Source organism: Methylomonas defluvii (assembly GCF_033949435.1).
In the GTDB taxonomy this organism is placed as follows: domain Bacteria; phylum Pseudomonadota; class Gammaproteobacteria; order Methylococcales; family Methylomonadaceae; genus Methylomonas; species Methylomonas defluvii.
This window is the reverse complement of sequence record NZ_JAXARY010000014.1, coordinates 98,078-112,335: the sequence shown is the minus strand read 5'-3', so window position 1 is coordinate 112,335 and position 14,258 is coordinate 98,078. Positions and strand designations below refer to the sequence as shown.

21 protein-coding genes are annotated in these 14,258 nt (G+C 54.5%); 8 read left to right on the top strand and 13 right to left on the bottom strand.

Translation table 11 applies throughout. From position 1 onward, the window contains the following. The first annotated feature begins 60 nt into the window (after nucleotides 1-60). Entirely contained in the window at nucleotides 61-408 is a 348-nt protein-coding gene (gene arsC, locus QLH52_RS15575; RefSeq protein ID WP_319962173.1) for an arsenate reductase (glutaredoxin), read from the top strand. Then, the gene (wrbA, locus tag QLH52_RS15570; RefSeq protein ID WP_319962172.1) at nucleotides 408-998 is read left to right on the top strand and encodes an NAD(P)H:quinone oxidoreductase; all 591 of its coding nucleotides are present in this window, start codon (nucleotides 408-410) and stop codon (nucleotides 996-998) included. Before arsC ends, wrbA begins: the two co-directional genes overlap by 1 nt. A 10-nt stretch (nucleotides 999-1,008) precedes the next feature. Here wrbA and blaOXA read toward each other — a convergent pair whose 3' ends face one another. From blaOXA to QLH52_RS15530, 8 genes are all read right to left on the bottom strand, one after another. Continuing rightward, nucleotides 1,009-1,791 carry a class D beta-lactamase gene (blaOXA, locus tag QLH52_RS15565; protein ID WP_319962171.1) on the bottom strand — a complete coding sequence of 261 codons (783 nt, stop codon included), beginning with the start codon at nucleotides 1,789-1,791 and terminating at the stop codon, nucleotides 1,009-1,011. Further along, on the bottom strand, nucleotides 1,792-2,265 hold the full coding sequence (locus tag QLH52_RS15560; protein WP_319962170.1) for a VOC family protein: 474 nt from the start codon (nucleotides 2,263-2,265) through the stop codon (nucleotides 1,792-1,794). It abuts the gene before it with no gap. A 47-nt stretch (nucleotides 2,266-2,312) separates the two neighbouring features. Next, nucleotides 2,313-2,789 carry an SRPBCC family protein gene (locus QLH52_RS15555; RefSeq protein ID WP_319962169.1) on the bottom strand — a complete coding sequence of 159 codons (477 nt, stop codon included), beginning with the start codon at nucleotides 2,787-2,789 and terminating at the stop codon, nucleotides 2,313-2,315. A gap of 29 nt (nucleotides 2,790-2,818) precedes the next feature. Next, on the bottom strand, nucleotides 2,819-3,346 hold the full coding sequence (locus QLH52_RS15550; RefSeq protein WP_319962168.1) for an SRPBCC family protein: 528 nt from the start codon (nucleotides 3,344-3,346) through the stop codon (nucleotides 2,819-2,821). A 25-nt stretch (nucleotides 3,347-3,371) separates the two neighbouring features. Beyond that, a complete protein-coding gene (locus QLH52_RS15545) occupies nucleotides 3,372-3,728 on the bottom strand; it encodes a YciI family protein (RefSeq protein WP_319962167.1) in 357 nt (118 codons plus the stop codon). 11 nt (nucleotides 3,729-3,739) lie between these two features. After that, nucleotides 3,740-4,147, bottom strand: a complete 408-nt coding sequence (locus QLH52_RS15540; RefSeq protein WP_319962166.1) for a VOC family protein — start codon at nucleotides 4,145-4,147, stop codon at nucleotides 3,740-3,742. Between the two features lie 42 nt (nucleotides 4,148-4,189). Continuing rightward, the gene (locus tag QLH52_RS15535) at nucleotides 4,190-4,675 is read right to left on the bottom strand and encodes a VOC family protein (protein ID WP_319962165.1); all 486 of its coding nucleotides are present in this window, start codon (nucleotides 4,673-4,675) and stop codon (nucleotides 4,190-4,192) included. Between the two features lie 121 nt (nucleotides 4,676-4,796). Beyond that, on the bottom strand, nucleotides 4,797-5,189 hold the full coding sequence (locus QLH52_RS15530) for a YciI family protein (RefSeq protein ID WP_033157656.1): 393 nt from the start codon (nucleotides 5,187-5,189) through the stop codon (nucleotides 4,797-4,799). Nucleotides 5,190-5,404: 215 nt separating this feature from the next. Between QLH52_RS15530 and QLH52_RS15525 the strand changes: the two genes are divergently transcribed. Both QLH52_RS15525 and QLH52_RS15520 read left to right on the top strand, forming a co-directional pair. Then, a complete protein-coding gene (locus tag QLH52_RS15525; RefSeq protein ID WP_225892937.1) occupies nucleotides 5,405-5,767 on the top strand; it encodes a YchJ family protein in 363 nt (120 codons plus the stop codon). Further along, nucleotides 5,661-5,969 (top strand): hypothetical protein, encoded by a 309-nt coding sequence (locus tag QLH52_RS15520; protein WP_319962194.1) that lies wholly within the window; start codon nucleotides 5,661-5,663, stop codon nucleotides 5,967-5,969. The genes QLH52_RS15525 and QLH52_RS15520 overlap by 107 nt, the downstream gene beginning before the upstream one ends. Before the next feature lie 159 nt (nucleotides 5,970-6,128). Here QLH52_RS15520 and QLH52_RS15515 read toward each other — a convergent pair whose 3' ends face one another. From QLH52_RS15515 to QLH52_RS15500, 4 genes are all read right to left on the bottom strand, one after another. Continuing rightward, nucleotides 6,129-6,620, bottom strand: a complete 492-nt coding sequence (locus QLH52_RS15515; protein WP_033157657.1) for a DUF4411 family protein — start codon at nucleotides 6,618-6,620, stop codon at nucleotides 6,129-6,131. After that, nucleotides 6,617-7,756 (bottom strand): helix-turn-helix domain-containing protein, encoded by a 1,140-nt coding sequence (locus QLH52_RS15510; protein ID WP_033157658.1) that lies wholly within the window; start codon nucleotides 7,754-7,756, stop codon nucleotides 6,617-6,619. The genes QLH52_RS15515 and QLH52_RS15510 overlap by 4 nt, the downstream gene beginning before the upstream one ends. A gap of 537 nt (nucleotides 7,757-8,293) precedes the next feature. Continuing rightward, nucleotides 8,294-9,520, bottom strand: coding sequence for an RNA polymerase sigma factor (locus QLH52_RS15505; protein ID WP_033157659.1), 1,227 nt, complete (start codon nucleotides 9,518-9,520; stop codon nucleotides 8,294-8,296). A gap of 6 nt (nucleotides 9,521-9,526) precedes the next feature. After that, a complete protein-coding gene (locus QLH52_RS15500) occupies nucleotides 9,527-10,009 on the bottom strand; it encodes a MarR family winged helix-turn-helix transcriptional regulator (protein WP_084153347.1) in 483 nt (160 codons plus the stop codon). Between the two features lie 71 nt (nucleotides 10,010-10,080). Between QLH52_RS15500 and QLH52_RS15495 the strand changes: the two genes are divergently transcribed. After that, the gene (locus QLH52_RS15495) at nucleotides 10,081-11,241 is read left to right on the top strand and encodes an aminotransferase-like domain-containing protein (RefSeq protein WP_033157660.1); all 1,161 of its coding nucleotides are present in this window, start codon (nucleotides 10,081-10,083) and stop codon (nucleotides 11,239-11,241) included. Between the two features lies 1 nt (nucleotide 11,242). Here the strand turns inward: QLH52_RS15495 and QLH52_RS15490 are convergent, their stop codons facing one another. Then, entirely contained in the window at nucleotides 11,243-12,049 is an 807-nt protein-coding gene (locus QLH52_RS15490) for a helix-turn-helix domain-containing protein (RefSeq protein ID WP_033157661.1), read from the bottom strand. 148 nt (nucleotides 12,050-12,197) lie between these two features. Between QLH52_RS15490 and QLH52_RS15485 the strand changes: the two genes are divergently transcribed. The 3 genes from QLH52_RS15485 (at nucleotide 12,198) to QLH52_RS15475 (ending at nucleotide 13,779) form a co-directional block, all read left to right on the top strand. After that, nucleotides 12,198-12,668 (top strand): hypothetical protein, encoded by a 471-nt coding sequence (locus QLH52_RS15485; protein WP_033157662.1) that lies wholly within the window; start codon nucleotides 12,198-12,200, stop codon nucleotides 12,666-12,668. A gap of 332 nt (nucleotides 12,669-13,000) precedes the next feature. After that, nucleotides 13,001-13,369: a toxin-antitoxin system YwqK family antitoxin gene (locus tag QLH52_RS15480; RefSeq protein WP_319962164.1), complete on the top strand. Its 369-nt coding sequence runs from the start codon at nucleotides 13,001-13,003 to the stop codon at nucleotides 13,367-13,369. Between the two features lie 176 nt (nucleotides 13,370-13,545). Then, nucleotides 13,546-13,779, top strand: coding sequence for an addiction module protein (locus tag QLH52_RS15475; protein ID WP_101052902.1), 234 nt, complete (start codon nucleotides 13,546-13,548; stop codon nucleotides 13,777-13,779). Nucleotides 13,780-14,258: the final 479 nt, after the last annotated feature.

Here is a 14,258-nt window from a genome sequence, read left to right as displayed (position 1 = left end):
TTATCCGTGATTCGAAGGGTGCTATTATAGCCGCAACCCGTCATGATTAAGGTGCAAACCATGAGAGTCAAAATCTACCACAACCCGCGTTGCGGCAAATCCCGCGACACTTTGAAACTACTGGAAGCGCAAGGTGTCACGCCGGACATTGTCGAATATCTTAAATCCCCGCCTACCGCCGCTGAATTGCAGGACATTCTGACCAAGTTAAATATCAAGCCGCGCGAGTTGATGCGCACCAAAGAACCGGAATACAAAGACAACGGCCTGGACGATAAATCTTTAAGCGATGCGGACTTGATCGAAGCGATGATCAGAATTCCCAAATTGATCGAACGGCCCATCGTGTTGAAAGACGGTAAAGCCGCCATCGGCCGGCCGCCGGAAAACGTATTGGCCATACTCTGATGGCGAAAATCCTGATCCTGTATTACAGCCGCGACGGTAGTACCGCGCGCATGGCCCAGCAGATCGGCCGGGGTGTGGAATCGGTGGCCGGCGCGGAAGCGGTGTTGCGCACGGTGCCGGAAGTATCCGCAGTATGCGAGAAAATCGCCGACAGCATTCCTGATGCCGGCGCGTCGTATGCCACTTTGCAAGACCTGGAAACCTGCGACGGCTTGGCGCTGGGCAGCCCAACGCACTTCGGCAATATGGCGGCGTCCTTAAAGCATTTTCTGGATGGCACGACCGCGTTATGGTTCTCCGGCGCCTTGTCCGGCAAACCGGCCGGCGTGTTTACGTCCACCGGCAGCATGCACGGCGGTCAGGAAACCACGCTGTTATCGATGATGCTGCCCTTGATGCATCACGGCATGTTGCTGATGAGCCTACCGTGTAACGAGATTGCGCTGCGCGAAACGGTCAGCGGCGGCACGCCGTACGGACCCAGCCATGTCGCCGACAACGACACCGAACTTACCGAACATGAAAAACGCTTGTGTTGGGTGCTGGGGGAACGTCTGGCAAAAACGGCATTGGCGCTACGAGCCAAATAAGGCCTTGCGATTACAATATTCCCAAGGCCTTGAGACAGGCCTTGCCTAACTCTACCCGCTTGGGTGCGTCGGCGGCTTGAGTGATGTCGATGTTCAATGCAAAGCTGTACAGACGATTTCCGTGCATGACCCAGCCCACCCACCAGCCGATACCGGGATTGGGTGCGTTTAACCAGCCGGTTTTGCCGTATAAATTTCGTGCGCCCTGCTGCTCCAGCATGAGAATTTCCCGCACTTTGGCCTGAACATCGCCAGAGAGCGGTAATTGATCCTGCGCTAGCCGTGCCAGGAATGCGGTTTGTTCCACCGCGCTGATTTGCAGCGGACCATCCAGCCAAAACTGATCGACTTTGTCTCCTATATCGGCGTTACCGTAGCCCAGGTTGGCAACTCCCTCGCGCATCCGCTCGTGGCCGATGCGCCGGGCCAGTGCTTGATAAATCGGCACGTTGGATAGCTTGATCGCCTCGCGTAAGCCCATGTCCCGTTCCCAGTCTTTTATCATTTGTGCTTGGCCGCCGTATGGCAAGGGCTCGTCTACGCTACTGACCGCGCCTACCGACAAGCCGATCAAACTATTGGCAATCTTGAACGTCGAGGCCGGGATGAAGCGGGTTTCGGCGCGCAGCCGGTCGTGGCCGACCAAACGCTCAGCATCAACGTCGTACAGCACGAAGGCGCCGCGCACGCCGGCTTCGCTGAACAGTTTGCCAAGCTCGGGATCGTCCAGCCATTCGATAGCGTTAACTCGGGCGGCAAATACTAGTAATAGCGTTGCGAATAGAAGCTTCATTCAGGTTTGTTCGTAGGCTCGTTTTAAAGTGTCTATGTCTATTTTTGTCATTTTCAGCATGGCCTCCATCACTCGGCCGGCTTTTACCGGGTCGGGGTCATTTAATAATTCGATCAGGATATTCGGCACGATCTGCCAGGTCACGCCGAATTTGTCCTCCAGCCAGGCGCATTGATTCTGCTTGCCGCCCGCGGATAGTTTTTCCCAATAGTGATTCACTTCCGCTTGGGTTTCGCAGTGTATAACAAAGGAAATGGCCGGCGATAGTTGGTACACCGGCCCGCCGTTGAGTGCGGTAAACACCTGCCCGTCCAGCTCGAAATTGGCGGTCATCACGCTGCCCTTCGGTCCCGGCCCGCCATCGCCGTAGCGAGTAACGCTCAAGACTTTCGAATGTTTAAAAATGGATACGTAAAAATTCATCGCCTCTTCGGCTTGGTCGTCGAACCATAAAAATGGGGTGATTTTGGGCATGGTGTTTACTCGGTGAGTGTTAAAAAGTAATGACCGGTTTTCCCCGCTTAAAGGCTGGCTACCAACTCGGCCAATTGGTCGGTGGCCTTGCCCCAGCCTTCGTGAAAGCCCATTTCTTCGTGGGTTTTCCGGTCTGCCGCGCTCCAATGCAACACGCGCGCGGTGTAGCGGGTTTTGCCGGCTTCAGGTGTAAACGTGATGATGCCGGTCATGAAGGGTTTGGCGGAGGGTTCCCAGGCGCTGGTGTAGGCGTCGGTGAACACCAAACGCTCGTTTGGCACGACTTCAAGATAGATTCCTTGGTTTGGAAATTCCTCGCCGTCAGGGCCACGCATCACGATGTTGCTGGTGCCGCCGGCTCTGACATCGAGTTCGGCAGATGCCACCGTCCAAGGCTTCGGACAAAACCACTGCTTGAGCAGCGCCGGTTCGGTCCAGGCTTTATAGAGTTTCTCGGGTGGCGCATCGATCAGGCGCGTCAGCATTAATTCACGCGATTCAGCTGTTTGTTCAGTTGGATTCATGGCTTTTCCTATGCAATTGAAATAGACAGTTACTTTTCGGCGATGGTCTTTAGCTCGGCTAAACCTTCCTCGAATTTCCCGCCTATCATTTTGTCCATGCTGAACACCAGGCTCATCACTTTAGATAGGAAGGGGCTGGGGCCGTATATCGCCTGCGTGACATGAGTAACACCGCCTTCGGCTTGTAGCGTAAATTCCACGGTGTTTTCGGCTGGAAATGGTTTAATAAAAGTCAGCCGCAGCATCAGCTTTACCGGTGGATTGGTTTCCAGAATCTCCATGCGACCCTGGCCTATCTCCTTGTTGCCTTCCCATTCGTAGACCGCGCCGGGACCGCTGGCTGCGCCGCTGTATGTGCGCTTCATGCCTGGATCTACTTTCTCCCAAGCCGACCAGGTTTGCATATTGTGCAAATCGTTAATCAACGGAAAAATCTTATCCGGGGCCGCTTTGATGGTGATCGAGCGTTGTACGCGGAAGGTATCGGGTTTGCTTGCCGCATAGATCAGCAGCGCGGCGACTATGACGACGAGAACGATAAGGATGGTTTTGATCATGGTTTCCTCCTAAAGGTTGGTAGGTTCAATCGCCGGGTAGCCCCGGAATTTCGATCAGCGGCCGCACTTCGACGGTACCCTTGCGCGCCATCGGAATCTGCTCGGCGATAGCGAGAGCCGCGTCCAGATCCGGGACGTCGACCAGATAGTAGCCGCCCAGTTGTTCGCGGGTTTCCGCGAACGGGCCATCGGTGATGAAGCGTTTGCCGTCGCGTACCCGCACGCTGGTAGCCATGGCTGTGGGGTGTAACGGGCTGGCGGCCAGATATTGGCCGTCGGCTTTGAGCTTATGTGCGAGCTGGGTGGATTCGGCATAACAAGCTTGCCGGTCAGCTTCGTCCAAGCTGTGTTCTTCCAGATAAATCAGTAGCATATATTTCATCGCGTTCTCCGTTAGTTTTGGGATACCGCATCCGGTGCCATGTAGACCAGTTCCCAGATATGGCCATCCAAATCCTGAAAACCGTGCGCGTACATAAAGCCGTGGTCTTGCGGCTGGTTATAGGTGCTGCCGCCAGCGGCGACCGCCTTGCTTACCATGTCGTCGACCTCCTCCCGGCTTTGGCAGGACAAGCAAATCAACACTTCCGTGCTTTTGGTGGCGTCGCATATGGTGTTGGGCGTGAATGTGCGGAACTTGTCTTCCGTCAACAGCATGACGAAGATGTTCTCGCTGACGATCATGCAGGTTGCGGTTTCGTCGGTAAATTGCGCGTTGAAGGTGTAGCCCAGCGCGGTAAAAAACGTCACGGCGCGGGCCAGGTTTTTTACCGGCAGATTGACGAATATTTGCGTGTTCATATTGCTTCCTTTAAAGGTGCGAGGATGCCGAAATCGGCCGATTTAAGGTTTACCGGCTGTTGCCTGAGCGGCGAAGAAAGCCTCCATTCTGCCCTGAAATTCGCTGGGGTCGACATCTTCGATGTGCGTGGCGATCAGCCATTTATGACCAAACGGGTCGGTCAGCGCGCCCATTCGGTCGCCCCAGAACTGGTCGGTGGGTGGCATGATTTCTGTTGCGCCGGCTTGTATGGCCGCGGCGAACACCGCATCGGTATCGGTGACATAAAGGTGCAGTTTCACCGGCGTACCGCCCAGTGCCTGCGGCGAAATATCGCTGCAATTCGGATTCTCGTCGGCCAGCATGAAATGCGAATCGCCGATTTTAAATTCGGCGTGGGCGATAAGTCCGCCGGGCGCGTTGAGGCGCATTAGCTCGGTGGCGGCAAAGGCTTTTGCATAAAATTCCAATGCCGCCGCCGCGCCGCGCACCACTAGGTAAGGAGTTAAGGTGTGGCGACCTTCGGGGATAGGTTTGATGTTGTTCATGGCTGTGCTCCTGGTTTAAGGTTTGTCGTGGAAAAAAGATTGCTTACATCTGTTGTCGAACCGCGAATGCCGAAATCGACAAGCCGCAGAAATTTTTTCCACTAGTTGGCAAACTTGCCGGCTAACGCAAATTGTCCGGTTCCAAAAAACCCAACGCTTGCAGCGTTTGCCGGTCTTCGGCTATCGGCCGCACTTCCACACAGCCTAGCTTGGCGCCGGGAATCCGCGCGGCCACCTGGATAGCCTCGTTTAAATCGCTAGCCTCGATCAGATAATAGCCGCCGAGTTGTTCCTTGGTTTCCGCGAACGGGCCGTCGGTGATGCTGACTTTACCGCCGCGCACCCGCAGCGTGATGGCCGCATTGGCCGGCAGCAGCCGATTGCAGCTCAGGTAATGGCCGCTGTTGCGGATAGCTTGGGTAAATTCGGCGTATTCGTCAAAGTGTTTGGCTGCCGCGTCATTCGACATTCCCTCCATCACGGTTTCGGCGCAAATCAGGCATAGGTATTTCATGGTCAACTCCTGGGTTAAAAATAATGTTCGCACTGAGTAGTCGTTCGGCGCCGGGCATATTCGACAACTGGAACGTTTTTATCGTTGAAACGAGCTACCGAAAGTGGTGTCGATGCATGGCGACAATTTCCAGTGCTTGCCCTGAGCCGAAGCCGGCTGTCGCTTACCATTGAAAGATCGACCTCAATTTTTCGCAACCTAACCGGAGATGAACTATGACGCTTTGCCCTGGCGGCTCCAAACTGGATTATGCCGAATGCTGCGGCCCGATTATCGACGGTGCGCCGGCGCCCACCACCGAAGCTTTGATGCGTTCGCGTTACACGGCTTTCGTACAACGCAAGCTGGACCATGTCGAACGCACCCATGCGCCGGAAATCAAAGAGGATTTTAATCGGGCTGAAGCCGAGCGGATGGCTGAGGAATGCGAGTGGCGCAGCCTGGAAATCCGCAACGCCACGGAAATGGCGAATGGCTATATGTCACCAGCGGGGCGCCACGATAAAACTAGCCAACCGGAAAGAATTGGCGGCGCCGGTATTTGCCGACAAGAAAATCCTGTCTCGCGAGGATTTTGATGCAGAAAGGCAGGCCTTGGAGGAACAGATCCCGCAGATTCGCCGCTATGTGGACTATATGTTGAAGTACACGCCACAGCTGGTCGATAGTCTGGTCAAAGTGTCGCTTAAACCCAAAGGCGGACAAGTGGTGACCAGCCTTTCGTCGTTTCTGACCGCGTTCGCCACCCTAATGCCCAACAGATTGCCGAACAGCAACTAGCGGTTTTGAAAGGTTATGTAGAAAAAATCGCATCGGAACCGGGCCTGGCGGAATTTCATCGCCATCACATTTCCGAGGTCAAAGAAATGCAGTATTTATCTCAGCTAGCCGGATAACTATTCTACGATTGCCGGTTGTCACAACTCAGTGCATTTTGCTTTAGTGTTCCAAAACAAACCGCGCATCCAATTCCCGCAGAAACTGAAACGTATCCAGGCAAGGCACACCGAATTGCAGGCAAATGTTGGGAACTTTGACTTTCTTAGTGTTCGGCGCCAGAAAGGCTTCGTGGGTGACCACCGTTGCCCCAAGGGTTTTAGCTTTGGCGATGAGCCAGGGATCGGCTTTTGCTAAGAAGTTGTCGCGGTTGCCGGGGTTATAGTCGCCGGCTGCGACACTTTGAACAATTTCGGAAAACACCGACTGGGTTTCGGTGTCGTCGTTGTTGATGAAGTGTTCTGAGCGCGCCTTGGCCCATGCGGCTAGTTCGTCGTGACCGTCTTTAAGTTCCTTGCCTATCATCTGAACACTGGCGACCAAACCCGCTTGAAATTGCCGATCCAGCCAATCCCAATAAGCAGGACAGATGTCCATGCCGTAATAGAAATTCTTGGCTTGTATGTAGGTATTGGCATCGAGAAGATATTTCAAACGCCCAACTCCTTGGCAAAGGTGGCGATTTTGTCGGGTTTGATACCACCCAATAACTGGCTGGCTTCACGGAGTAAAAGTTGGCCGCTGAGAGCCTCACTGACGACCGCGCGGGAAAAACGCTGGCTAATCTGGGCTTTTTTGGTACGGTAATAACCGGGGCCGCCGTTATCGTCGCGATCCTTATAAGTCGCTTGCTGGGTGTTGATATAACGCTGGTATTCGTCCTGAGTTATGTAGTTTAAAGCCAGTGCGCGGCGCGCCAAGGTCCACGTACTGACGTGGAAATGCGATTCCAAAGTCGGCAAATTGGACTGCCAGTTGTCCAGATCATGCCTCCATATGGTCTGAAATTCAGTGGCCGGGACTAAAAACTCGGCGGCTACCGCATTACAAAGAATCTCTTCTGCCCGATGGGTTTGCGTGCTAGCGTCGGAAATGCCAGACTGGCCGATCCAGATATGGCAGAGTTCGTGGATCAGGGTGAACAGCCGTGCACCCAAGGCATCTGCATGGTTGACGAAAATGATCGGCGCGTAATTGTCAGCAATTGCAAAACCTCGAAACTCTTCGACGCGCAATGGTCGCGTGTAGTGGCCCACATCGCTTTGGCGCATCACCAACACCCCTACAGACTCGATACGGTTGACCAGATCGCGGTAATAGTCTTCCCAGCTGCCGCGTTGCGGGTGATTGCCGACGCCGAGCGCGGTGCGAATGTCGCGCACGATGGCGGTTACCCCATCTTTGACGACAAAGCGGCCAACGATAGGATTTGGACCGACAAGATGCTGTTGCAAATAGTCTTTGTACCATTCCTGGCGCTGTTGCATCAGCTTGATCAGATCAAGCAATTCCGCGCTGAGTCTACGGTTGGTTTGGCCTTCGATCGTTCTTAAATCGGGAATAGGCAATTCGTCGGTTGGAGGCTGGGCAAGAAACAAATAGCCGAATGGGATATGTGCCTTTTCGGCGTAGGTCATAGCCTGCTTAAAGGTCAAAGAGCGGTGGCCGGACTCCCATTCGCAGAGCTTGTCTAGGCTGACACCGCACTTCCGGGCAAATTCAGACACGGCGATGCCGGAGCGTTCGCGCGCCCAGGTCAGCATGGTCGTGTTGATGTTGGCGGTGGTCATAAGTCTATTTTTTCTTCCAACTAATCGATTATTAATGCATTTATACCAACTTGTCGATACCGAATGCTGCGATTCGTTTTGTATTGATGCCGCTGTGCCAACGCGGCGAGATTGGCAGGCCTCATTATAGGCAATACTTTGAACCTAAACGCATGAATTACAAATAGTAATTATTTCTTCATAATGAGATTGTCTGAGCTCTACTTGTTTGATCCACGGGCAATTAGCAAGTAGCCTCGATGGAATCGAGGTTTCGAAGCCCAGCTTCTTTTAATTGTCTATGTGGGTTTGATGGCCGGCAGGCCGACGCCCTCGATTCCGCTAACGCTGCATCGAGGCTACAATGGCCCGACTTCAATCGACGCAATTTCATGGCGGATGGCACCTTTTTAAGTAAGGGGGCTTTGGCCGAACTTGCTCTATCAGAATGGCGCGGCGCGAAACTTTTCATTTGTTGTGTCAAAAAGCGCGTCTGGTGCGCGACGCAAATGATTAAATATCACTTTAAAATCAATCGCCAATTTTTTACTGATATCGTCACTCCAAGCGGATTTCGCGCAGTCTGCGCGCCAAAAAGCGCCGTTCCGGCTCCTGCCGCGTCAAAGCCAGGGCTTGTTCGTAAGCTGCGACCGCTTCGTCGGTTCTGCCCAGACGCCGGAACAAATCTGCTCGTGCCGCATGCGCGAGGTGATAATCGGTAAGGTCGCCGTTTTGTAAAATGGCATCGATCAACTCCAGTCCAGCTAAAGGTCCATCGCGCATCGCTACCGCGACGGCCCGGTTTAATTCGATTACCGGCGAGGCTTCGATGCGCAATAAGACTTCATAGAGTGCGACGATTTGCGGCCAGTCTGTGGCGGCGGCGTGGCTGGCGTTGGCGTGCAGCCCAGCGATGGCGGCTTGCAACGCATAAGGGCCGAAGCGCCGCGACCCTAAGGCCCGCTGTACCAGTGCAGAGCCCTCGACGATGCGTTCCTTATCCCACAAGCTGCGGTCTTGGTCATCCAACAAAATGAGTTCACCGTCGGCTGTGGTTCTGGCGGCGCGGCGGGATTCGTGCAGCAGCATCAACGCCAATAAGCCTTGCGCTTCCGGCTCCGGCAGTAACTCGACCAGCAAATGTCCCAAGCGTATCGCTTCTTCCGACAAATCATGCCGGGTTAGCGCGTCGCCGGACGACGCGGAGTAGCCTTCGTTGAACACCAGATAAATTACCCGTAACACCGAATCGAGGCGTTGTGGGAGTTCTGAAGGCGACGGTACCTGATAGGGAATGAGGGCATCACGGATCTTGGTTTTGGCGCGGACGATGCGTTGGGCCAGCGTCGGTGTCGGCGTCAGGAAGGCGCGGGCGATTTCCTCGGTGGCCAGGCCGCAAACTTCGCGTAGCGTCAATGCGACTTGGGCATCCGGGGATAGCGCTGGATGGCAACAGGTAAAGATCAGCCGCAGGCGGTCGTCTTCCAGGCCTTCGTCATCCGTGTCGCCGGGTTCGCTGGCTGGATCCGCCAAGGTATCGGCATCCTCCAGCACATCGAAGCGGGCTTGCCGGCGCAGGCCGTCGATAGCCTTGAAGCGGCCGGCCGACACCAGCCAACTGCGCGGATTGGCCGGTAAGCCGTCACGCGGCCATTGTTCGAGCGCAACGCGAAAGGCATCGTGCAGCGCTTCCTCGGCCACATCGAAATCGCCGAGCAGCCGAATCAAGGTGGCCAGTACCTGGCGGGATTCGCTTTGGTAGATGGCGTCGATTTTTTCGCGCACGGCTGCTCAGCTCTGTGCACTCAAGCTACGCATCACTTCATGCCAGCCGGCTTCGGCTTCGGCGCCGACTTGCGCGAATACCGTTTGCAGCTGTTGCATTTGCGTGCCGGTCAGTTGCGCTTCCAATTCCGCGCCGTCCGGCGTTAAGCTGAGTTCGCGTACCCGTTTGTCATGCGCGGCCGTGTCTATCATGACCAGCTGCATGTCCATTAACTGCCGCAATGGCGCGTTCAGAGCTTGTTTACTGACGCTTAGCATGCCCAGCAGCGCGTTCACGGAAATCCGCGGGTTGCGGCCGACGAAATACAAGATCCGGTGATGCACCCGCCCAAGCCCGCGCTCGGCCAGGATGCGGTCCGGCTGTACGGTAAAGGCGCGATAGCCGAAGTAAAATTGTTCGATAGCCAGACGTAACGCGGCTTCGCGCCTGTCCGGCTTCGGCGTTTCATCAAGCAGGGGATTATCGATAGCGGCTATTTGGTCAACCATGTTGACATTATAGGCAGGCAGCCGTTAGCATGGCTATAGGTCAACTTTATTGACATTTATCAATGCCCACCATGAACTCATTATCGCCGCAGCACCCTATCCGCTTTTCCGCTCGTACCCAAGACCTGCATCCGTCACCAATCCGCGAAATTCTGGCCGTCGTCGACAGACCCGGCATGATTTCCTTTGCCGGCGGATTACCGTCGTTGGACAGCTTCCCGCAATTCACGCTAGAGGCCATGCCGCAGCACATGTTGCAATACGGCGCCAGCGAAGGCGAAGCGGAGTTGCGCGAGCGTATCGCCGCCGACATGCAAAGCCTGGGCGTTAAATGTTCGGCCGAACAGGTGTTGATCCTGTCCGGTTCGCAGCAAGGTATCGATCTGGTCGCCAAACTGTTCATCGATCCCGGCACGCCGGTGGCCGTGGAAGCGCCTACTTATCTGGCGGCTTTGCAGGTGTTCCGCTTTTTCGGCGCCCGCTTCGTGGCTTACGATGCTGGGGCGCCCGATCTGGATACCTGGCAGCGGGAAAAGCCAGCGTTTGCCTATGCGATCCCCACGTTCCAGAATCCCAGCGGCCGCTGCCTGGATGCCGGGGAGCGCAGTGCCCTGGCCGCCGCTTGCGATGCCGGCAATATTCCCCTATTCGAAGACGATCCCTACCGTGATCTGGTGTACGACGATTGCGAACGCACGCCGGTATGTGCCAGGTTGCAACAAGCGCCATGGATTTATCAAGGCTCGTTTTCCAAAAGCCTGGCGCCGGGCTTGCGCTTGGGTTACCTGGTCGCGTCGCCGGAACTGATGCCTTTTTTGACCCGCTTGAAGCAGGCGGCCGATTTGCACAGCAATCGCCTTAGCCAATGGCTGGTACTACAACAACTGAACAATCCCGACCGCAGCCGGCAATTGGCGGATTTGGCCGGCCATTACCGCCAGCGCCGCGATGCATTCGACGCTGCGCTGCGCCGGCATTTTGTGGATTTGGCAGTTTGGCAAACCCCGCCCGGTGGTTTGTTTTTTTGGCTGACGCTGAATCGCCGCATCGATACCCGTCAGCTGTTGCCTAAGGCTATCGAAGCCGGCGTGGCTTTTATGCCCGGCGAACCCTTCCTACCGATGGCGGTGGACGCTTGCGGCCAGCTACGGTTGAATTTCAGCCACTCCAGTAGCGAGGATGCCGAATCAGGCTTGCGGATTTTGGCAGATTTGGTGCGGGAGTCGATTTAAGCTAGGGTTGCAGCCGCGCCAGATTATGCAAACCCACTGTGGGCGCGGCACCGAAAGTCTTGCGAAATTCATGGCTGAAATGGGCGGAATCGGAAAACCCGGTAGCGTGCGCGGCAGTCGTGAAGTTGTGGCCCTTGATGACTTCTTTTATCGCTTGCCGCATCCGGTTCCAGCTGCGATAACGGCGAAACGGCACGCCGATCTGCTGGCTGAACAGATGTTGTAGCCGGGATGCGGATAGTCCTACATTCGCTGCCAGCGTAATCACCGACGTCAGGTCGTCGCCTTGCGCGAATAAAAATTCGACGATTTGGCTGATGCGTGGGTCTAGTCTGTCGGCTTGAGACCGGCGTTTCGAAAAATCCAGCAAATCGGCCAGGGGCTGCGCGGTCCAATTCGGGCTGTAGCGATCTTCGTAGAGATCGCGCATGAAGGCGATTTCGCCGCCGTTACCGACCAAGGCACCGTTCACTGAGCGGGTATCGCGGATTAAAGGTAACAGCGCCTCGACGCCGGCGATGGTCGGTTCGATGTAAAACACCGCAAGCGGGTCGCCGCCCACATCCAGCTCGTGCCACACGCCGGCCGGAATTACCGCCGTGCGGCAAGACAGCCAATCGCTACCCGCCACTTTCAAACGAAACTTCCCATACAGACCGGCCAGAAACACCGGAGCGCCGTGTTGGTGGTTGGCGTTGTAATACAGCGGACCGCAAAAAAACGTGCGGCCGCCGCTGATGTCCCAGAGCGCATCGAAAGGGACCGCCGAGGCAGTAGCACGTTCATACAAGCGTGGTGTATTGGTCATTGTTTAAGCTCCCCGTTGCGTTCGGCCAACCGGCATTTTTGCCGGGCAGTCTAGTCAAAGCGTTTGAGCTTGGCAACGGGGTCGGCGCGTTTGCCCTTTGCGGCGTTCGATAACTGGGGCCAAGCGCCTCTTGAAAATGAGGATACACATGAGCAATCAAAAATTTCCACCCGAACCGTTGGCAAACGTGTTTTTGCTGGTGTTTGCGATATTCTGTCTGGCGATAGCGTTGAGTATCGCCTGGGTATTGGGCTTTACGCTGTTTTATCCCGACGGCGCGTTGGCCAGCCACCTGGTCGAACGGGCCGACATTATTCGCGCCCACATCGATTACCTGATGATGGCGCAATTTCTGTTCATTTTCTTTTTGCTGTTTCGGCAATATGCGGTCACGCCGCCGGTCTGGGTGGTGAGTGCCTGCTGCTTCGGGGCGTTTTTCAACCCGCTATCGTTTTTACTAAGGGGATTGTCGGCCAAGCCGGTGGCCTCCGCTTTACCGGTCGAACCGCACTTCCCGATTCAGGCTGGCATCAGTTTTACGCTGACCACGGTCGGTTTTCTAACGGCGGCGATTCTAGTGGCCCGAGCGGCCTGGAAGTCGAGATCGGAACAGGATTAACCCAAATCGTTTGTAGGCGCTTGGGCCGCTAGGCAAACAGACTGACAGAGGTTGAGCGTTGGAATGTTCTTTGATTAGTTTGGGTCTTGGGGTATCTTTGCAAGAAATACGGAACCAAAATGTTTATTTCCGCGAACTCGATAGTCTGGGGCTTGAATAAAAGTGGCTCATAAGCCTTGGACATTTGTCGTATTTTCCGGCCAGGGCTGGTTCTTTGTTTAATAAAGCGCAGTTTTATCAATTATTTAAACTCAGGAATAAGGAGTTATACGACAGATGGCTGGGATTATAAGGCAAAAAATGTCGTATATATTATGTTGAGCAACAAACAAATGAACATGACGCACATCAATCTTGTTGCCGTACTTTTGCTTGCCACCGTTACGGTCTTATTCGCTAAAGAGCCAGAGACGCTCAGTGCTGTTGGGGGACAGAAAATCGTTAAGGAATTCTATGATTCCGGAGCGATCAAGAGCATAAATCGCTATGGACCGGACGGTGCTCTGATTGGCATCCTTCATCACAACGAGCAAGCGGTTGCTATTTACGCTGAGATGTACGACGGCCAGTTGCTTGCCGGAAAGATTTACTACTATCCGAACGGGCAACCTCGCATTGAGGAGCGTTACGATGTACAGGGTATGAAGCGCATCGAGCGCCGCTTTGATGAGCATGGGCAGTTGATAAGTGAAACGCAGTGATGCCCACATTTCGCTCAAGCCAACCCGCTTCCGCTTCGCTAATCGGAGCTACGCGGGCTTATCTCCGGCCACACCGAATAATCAAGTTGATGAGTTAGTCGTGCAAAAACTTAAATCGTCGGGCCGTTTATAAGTGTCGCTTTTGATTTTTACCAAAAATGGATACAGTGTCCGCCATGAACAATATCTCGATTACCGATATTCTGGAACTTCCGTTGCAGGAACGCATTCAGCTCGTTGAGCTTATTTGGGACAGCGTCGCCGCAGTACCTGAAGCTGTGGAAGTATCGCCGGAGCTTAAAGCCGAACTGGAACGGCGCATGATTGAGTTTGAGCGGAATCCGGAGTCCGGCTATTCCTGGGATCAAGTAAAATCGTGCCTTAAAGATGGCTCATGGCGTACCGCCTGAAATTTTCCGCACGCGCTTTACGTGAAACGGGCGAAGCCCAAGAATGGTACGAGTCGCAAAGCTCCGGTCTCGGAGATGAATTTATTGCCGCTTTAGAGCTGCAGCTAAAAAGGCTGGAACAAGCACCGTTGCTCTATGCCGAGGTAATTCCAAACGTTCGGCGCATTACTCCCGCGTTTTCCATTCGGCGTGTTTTATGTAGTGCGCGGCGATTTAGTACATGTGTTGGCTGTAGTGCATGATGCTAGAAATCCGAATAGCTGGCCTAAAAACCGCTAAGCAAACCCCCTTAGACAAAAAAGGCCTTAGGCCCGCTTAGCGATAGCGTAATCGGACGCATGTTTGACGTCGTTCCTCCGATTACGCTGCGCTAATCGGAGCTACGCGGTCTGTTTTGCCCAAATAAAAACCCGGCCCAAACAAAACTCCTTTTCCAAGAATAAAACCCAAAACCCCTTTGACAAAGTCCATAAATAGAC

Excerpts from the sequence above, each read along its gene's own strand:
- arsC (WP_319962173.1), top strand. The coding sequence starts at position 61 with ATGAGAGTCAAAATCTACCACAACCCGCGTTGCGGCAAATCCCGCGAC.
- wrbA (WP_319962172.1), top strand. The coding sequence starts at position 408 with ATGGCGAAAATCCTGATCCTGTATTACAGCCGCGACGGTAGTACCGCG.
- blaOXA (WP_319962171.1), bottom strand. The coding sequence starts at position 1,791 with ATGAAGCTTCTATTCGCAACGCTATTACTAGTATTTGCCGCCCGAGTT.
- QLH52_RS15560 (WP_319962170.1), bottom strand. The coding sequence starts at position 2,265 with ATGCCCAAAATCACCCCATTTTTATGGTTCGACGACCAAGCCGAAGAG.
- QLH52_RS15555 (WP_319962169.1), bottom strand. The coding sequence starts at position 2,789 with ATGAATCCAACTGAACAAACAGCTGAATCGCGTGAATTAATGCTGACG.
- QLH52_RS15550 (WP_319962168.1), bottom strand. The coding sequence starts at position 3,346 with ATGATCAAAACCATCCTTATCGTTCTCGTCGTCATAGTCGCCGCGCTG.
- QLH52_RS15545 (WP_319962167.1), bottom strand. The coding sequence starts at position 3,728 with ATGAAATATATGCTACTGATTTATCTGGAAGAACACAGCTTGGACGAA.
- QLH52_RS15540 (WP_319962166.1), bottom strand. The coding sequence starts at position 4,147 with ATGAACACGCAAATATTCGTCAATCTGCCGGTAAAAAACCTGGCCCGC.
- QLH52_RS15535 (WP_319962165.1), bottom strand. The coding sequence starts at position 4,675 with ATGAACAACATCAAACCTATCCCCGAAGGTCGCCACACCTTAACTCCT.
- QLH52_RS15530 (WP_033157656.1), bottom strand. The coding sequence starts at position 5,189 with ATGAAATACCTATGCCTGATTTGCGCCGAAACCGTGATGGAGGGAATG.
- QLH52_RS15525 (WP_225892937.1), top strand. The coding sequence starts at position 5,405 with ATGACGCTTTGCCCTGGCGGCTCCAAACTGGATTATGCCGAATGCTGC.
- QLH52_RS15520 (WP_319962194.1), top strand. The coding sequence starts at position 5,661 with ATGGCTATATGTCACCAGCGGGGCGCCACGATAAAACTAGCCAACCGG.
- QLH52_RS15510 (WP_033157658.1), bottom strand. The coding sequence starts at position 7,756 with ATGACCACCGCCAACATCAACACGACCATGCTGACCTGGGCGCGCGAA.
- QLH52_RS15500 (WP_084153347.1), bottom strand. The coding sequence starts at position 10,009 with ATGGTTGACCAAATAGCCGCTATCGATAATCCCCTGCTTGATGAAACG.
- QLH52_RS15495 (WP_033157660.1), top strand. The coding sequence starts at position 10,081 with ATGAACTCATTATCGCCGCAGCACCCTATCCGCTTTTCCGCTCGTACC.
- QLH52_RS15490 (WP_033157661.1), bottom strand. The coding sequence starts at position 12,049 with ATGACCAATACACCACGCTTGTATGAACGTGCTACTGCCTCGGCGGTC.
- QLH52_RS15485 (WP_033157662.1), top strand. The coding sequence starts at position 12,198 with ATGAGCAATCAAAAATTTCCACCCGAACCGTTGGCAAACGTGTTTTTG.
- QLH52_RS15480 (WP_319962164.1), top strand. The coding sequence starts at position 13,001 with ATGAACATGACGCACATCAATCTTGTTGCCGTACTTTTGCTTGCCACC.
- QLH52_RS15475 (WP_101052902.1), top strand. The coding sequence starts at position 13,546 with ATGAACAATATCTCGATTACCGATATTCTGGAACTTCCGTTGCAGGAA.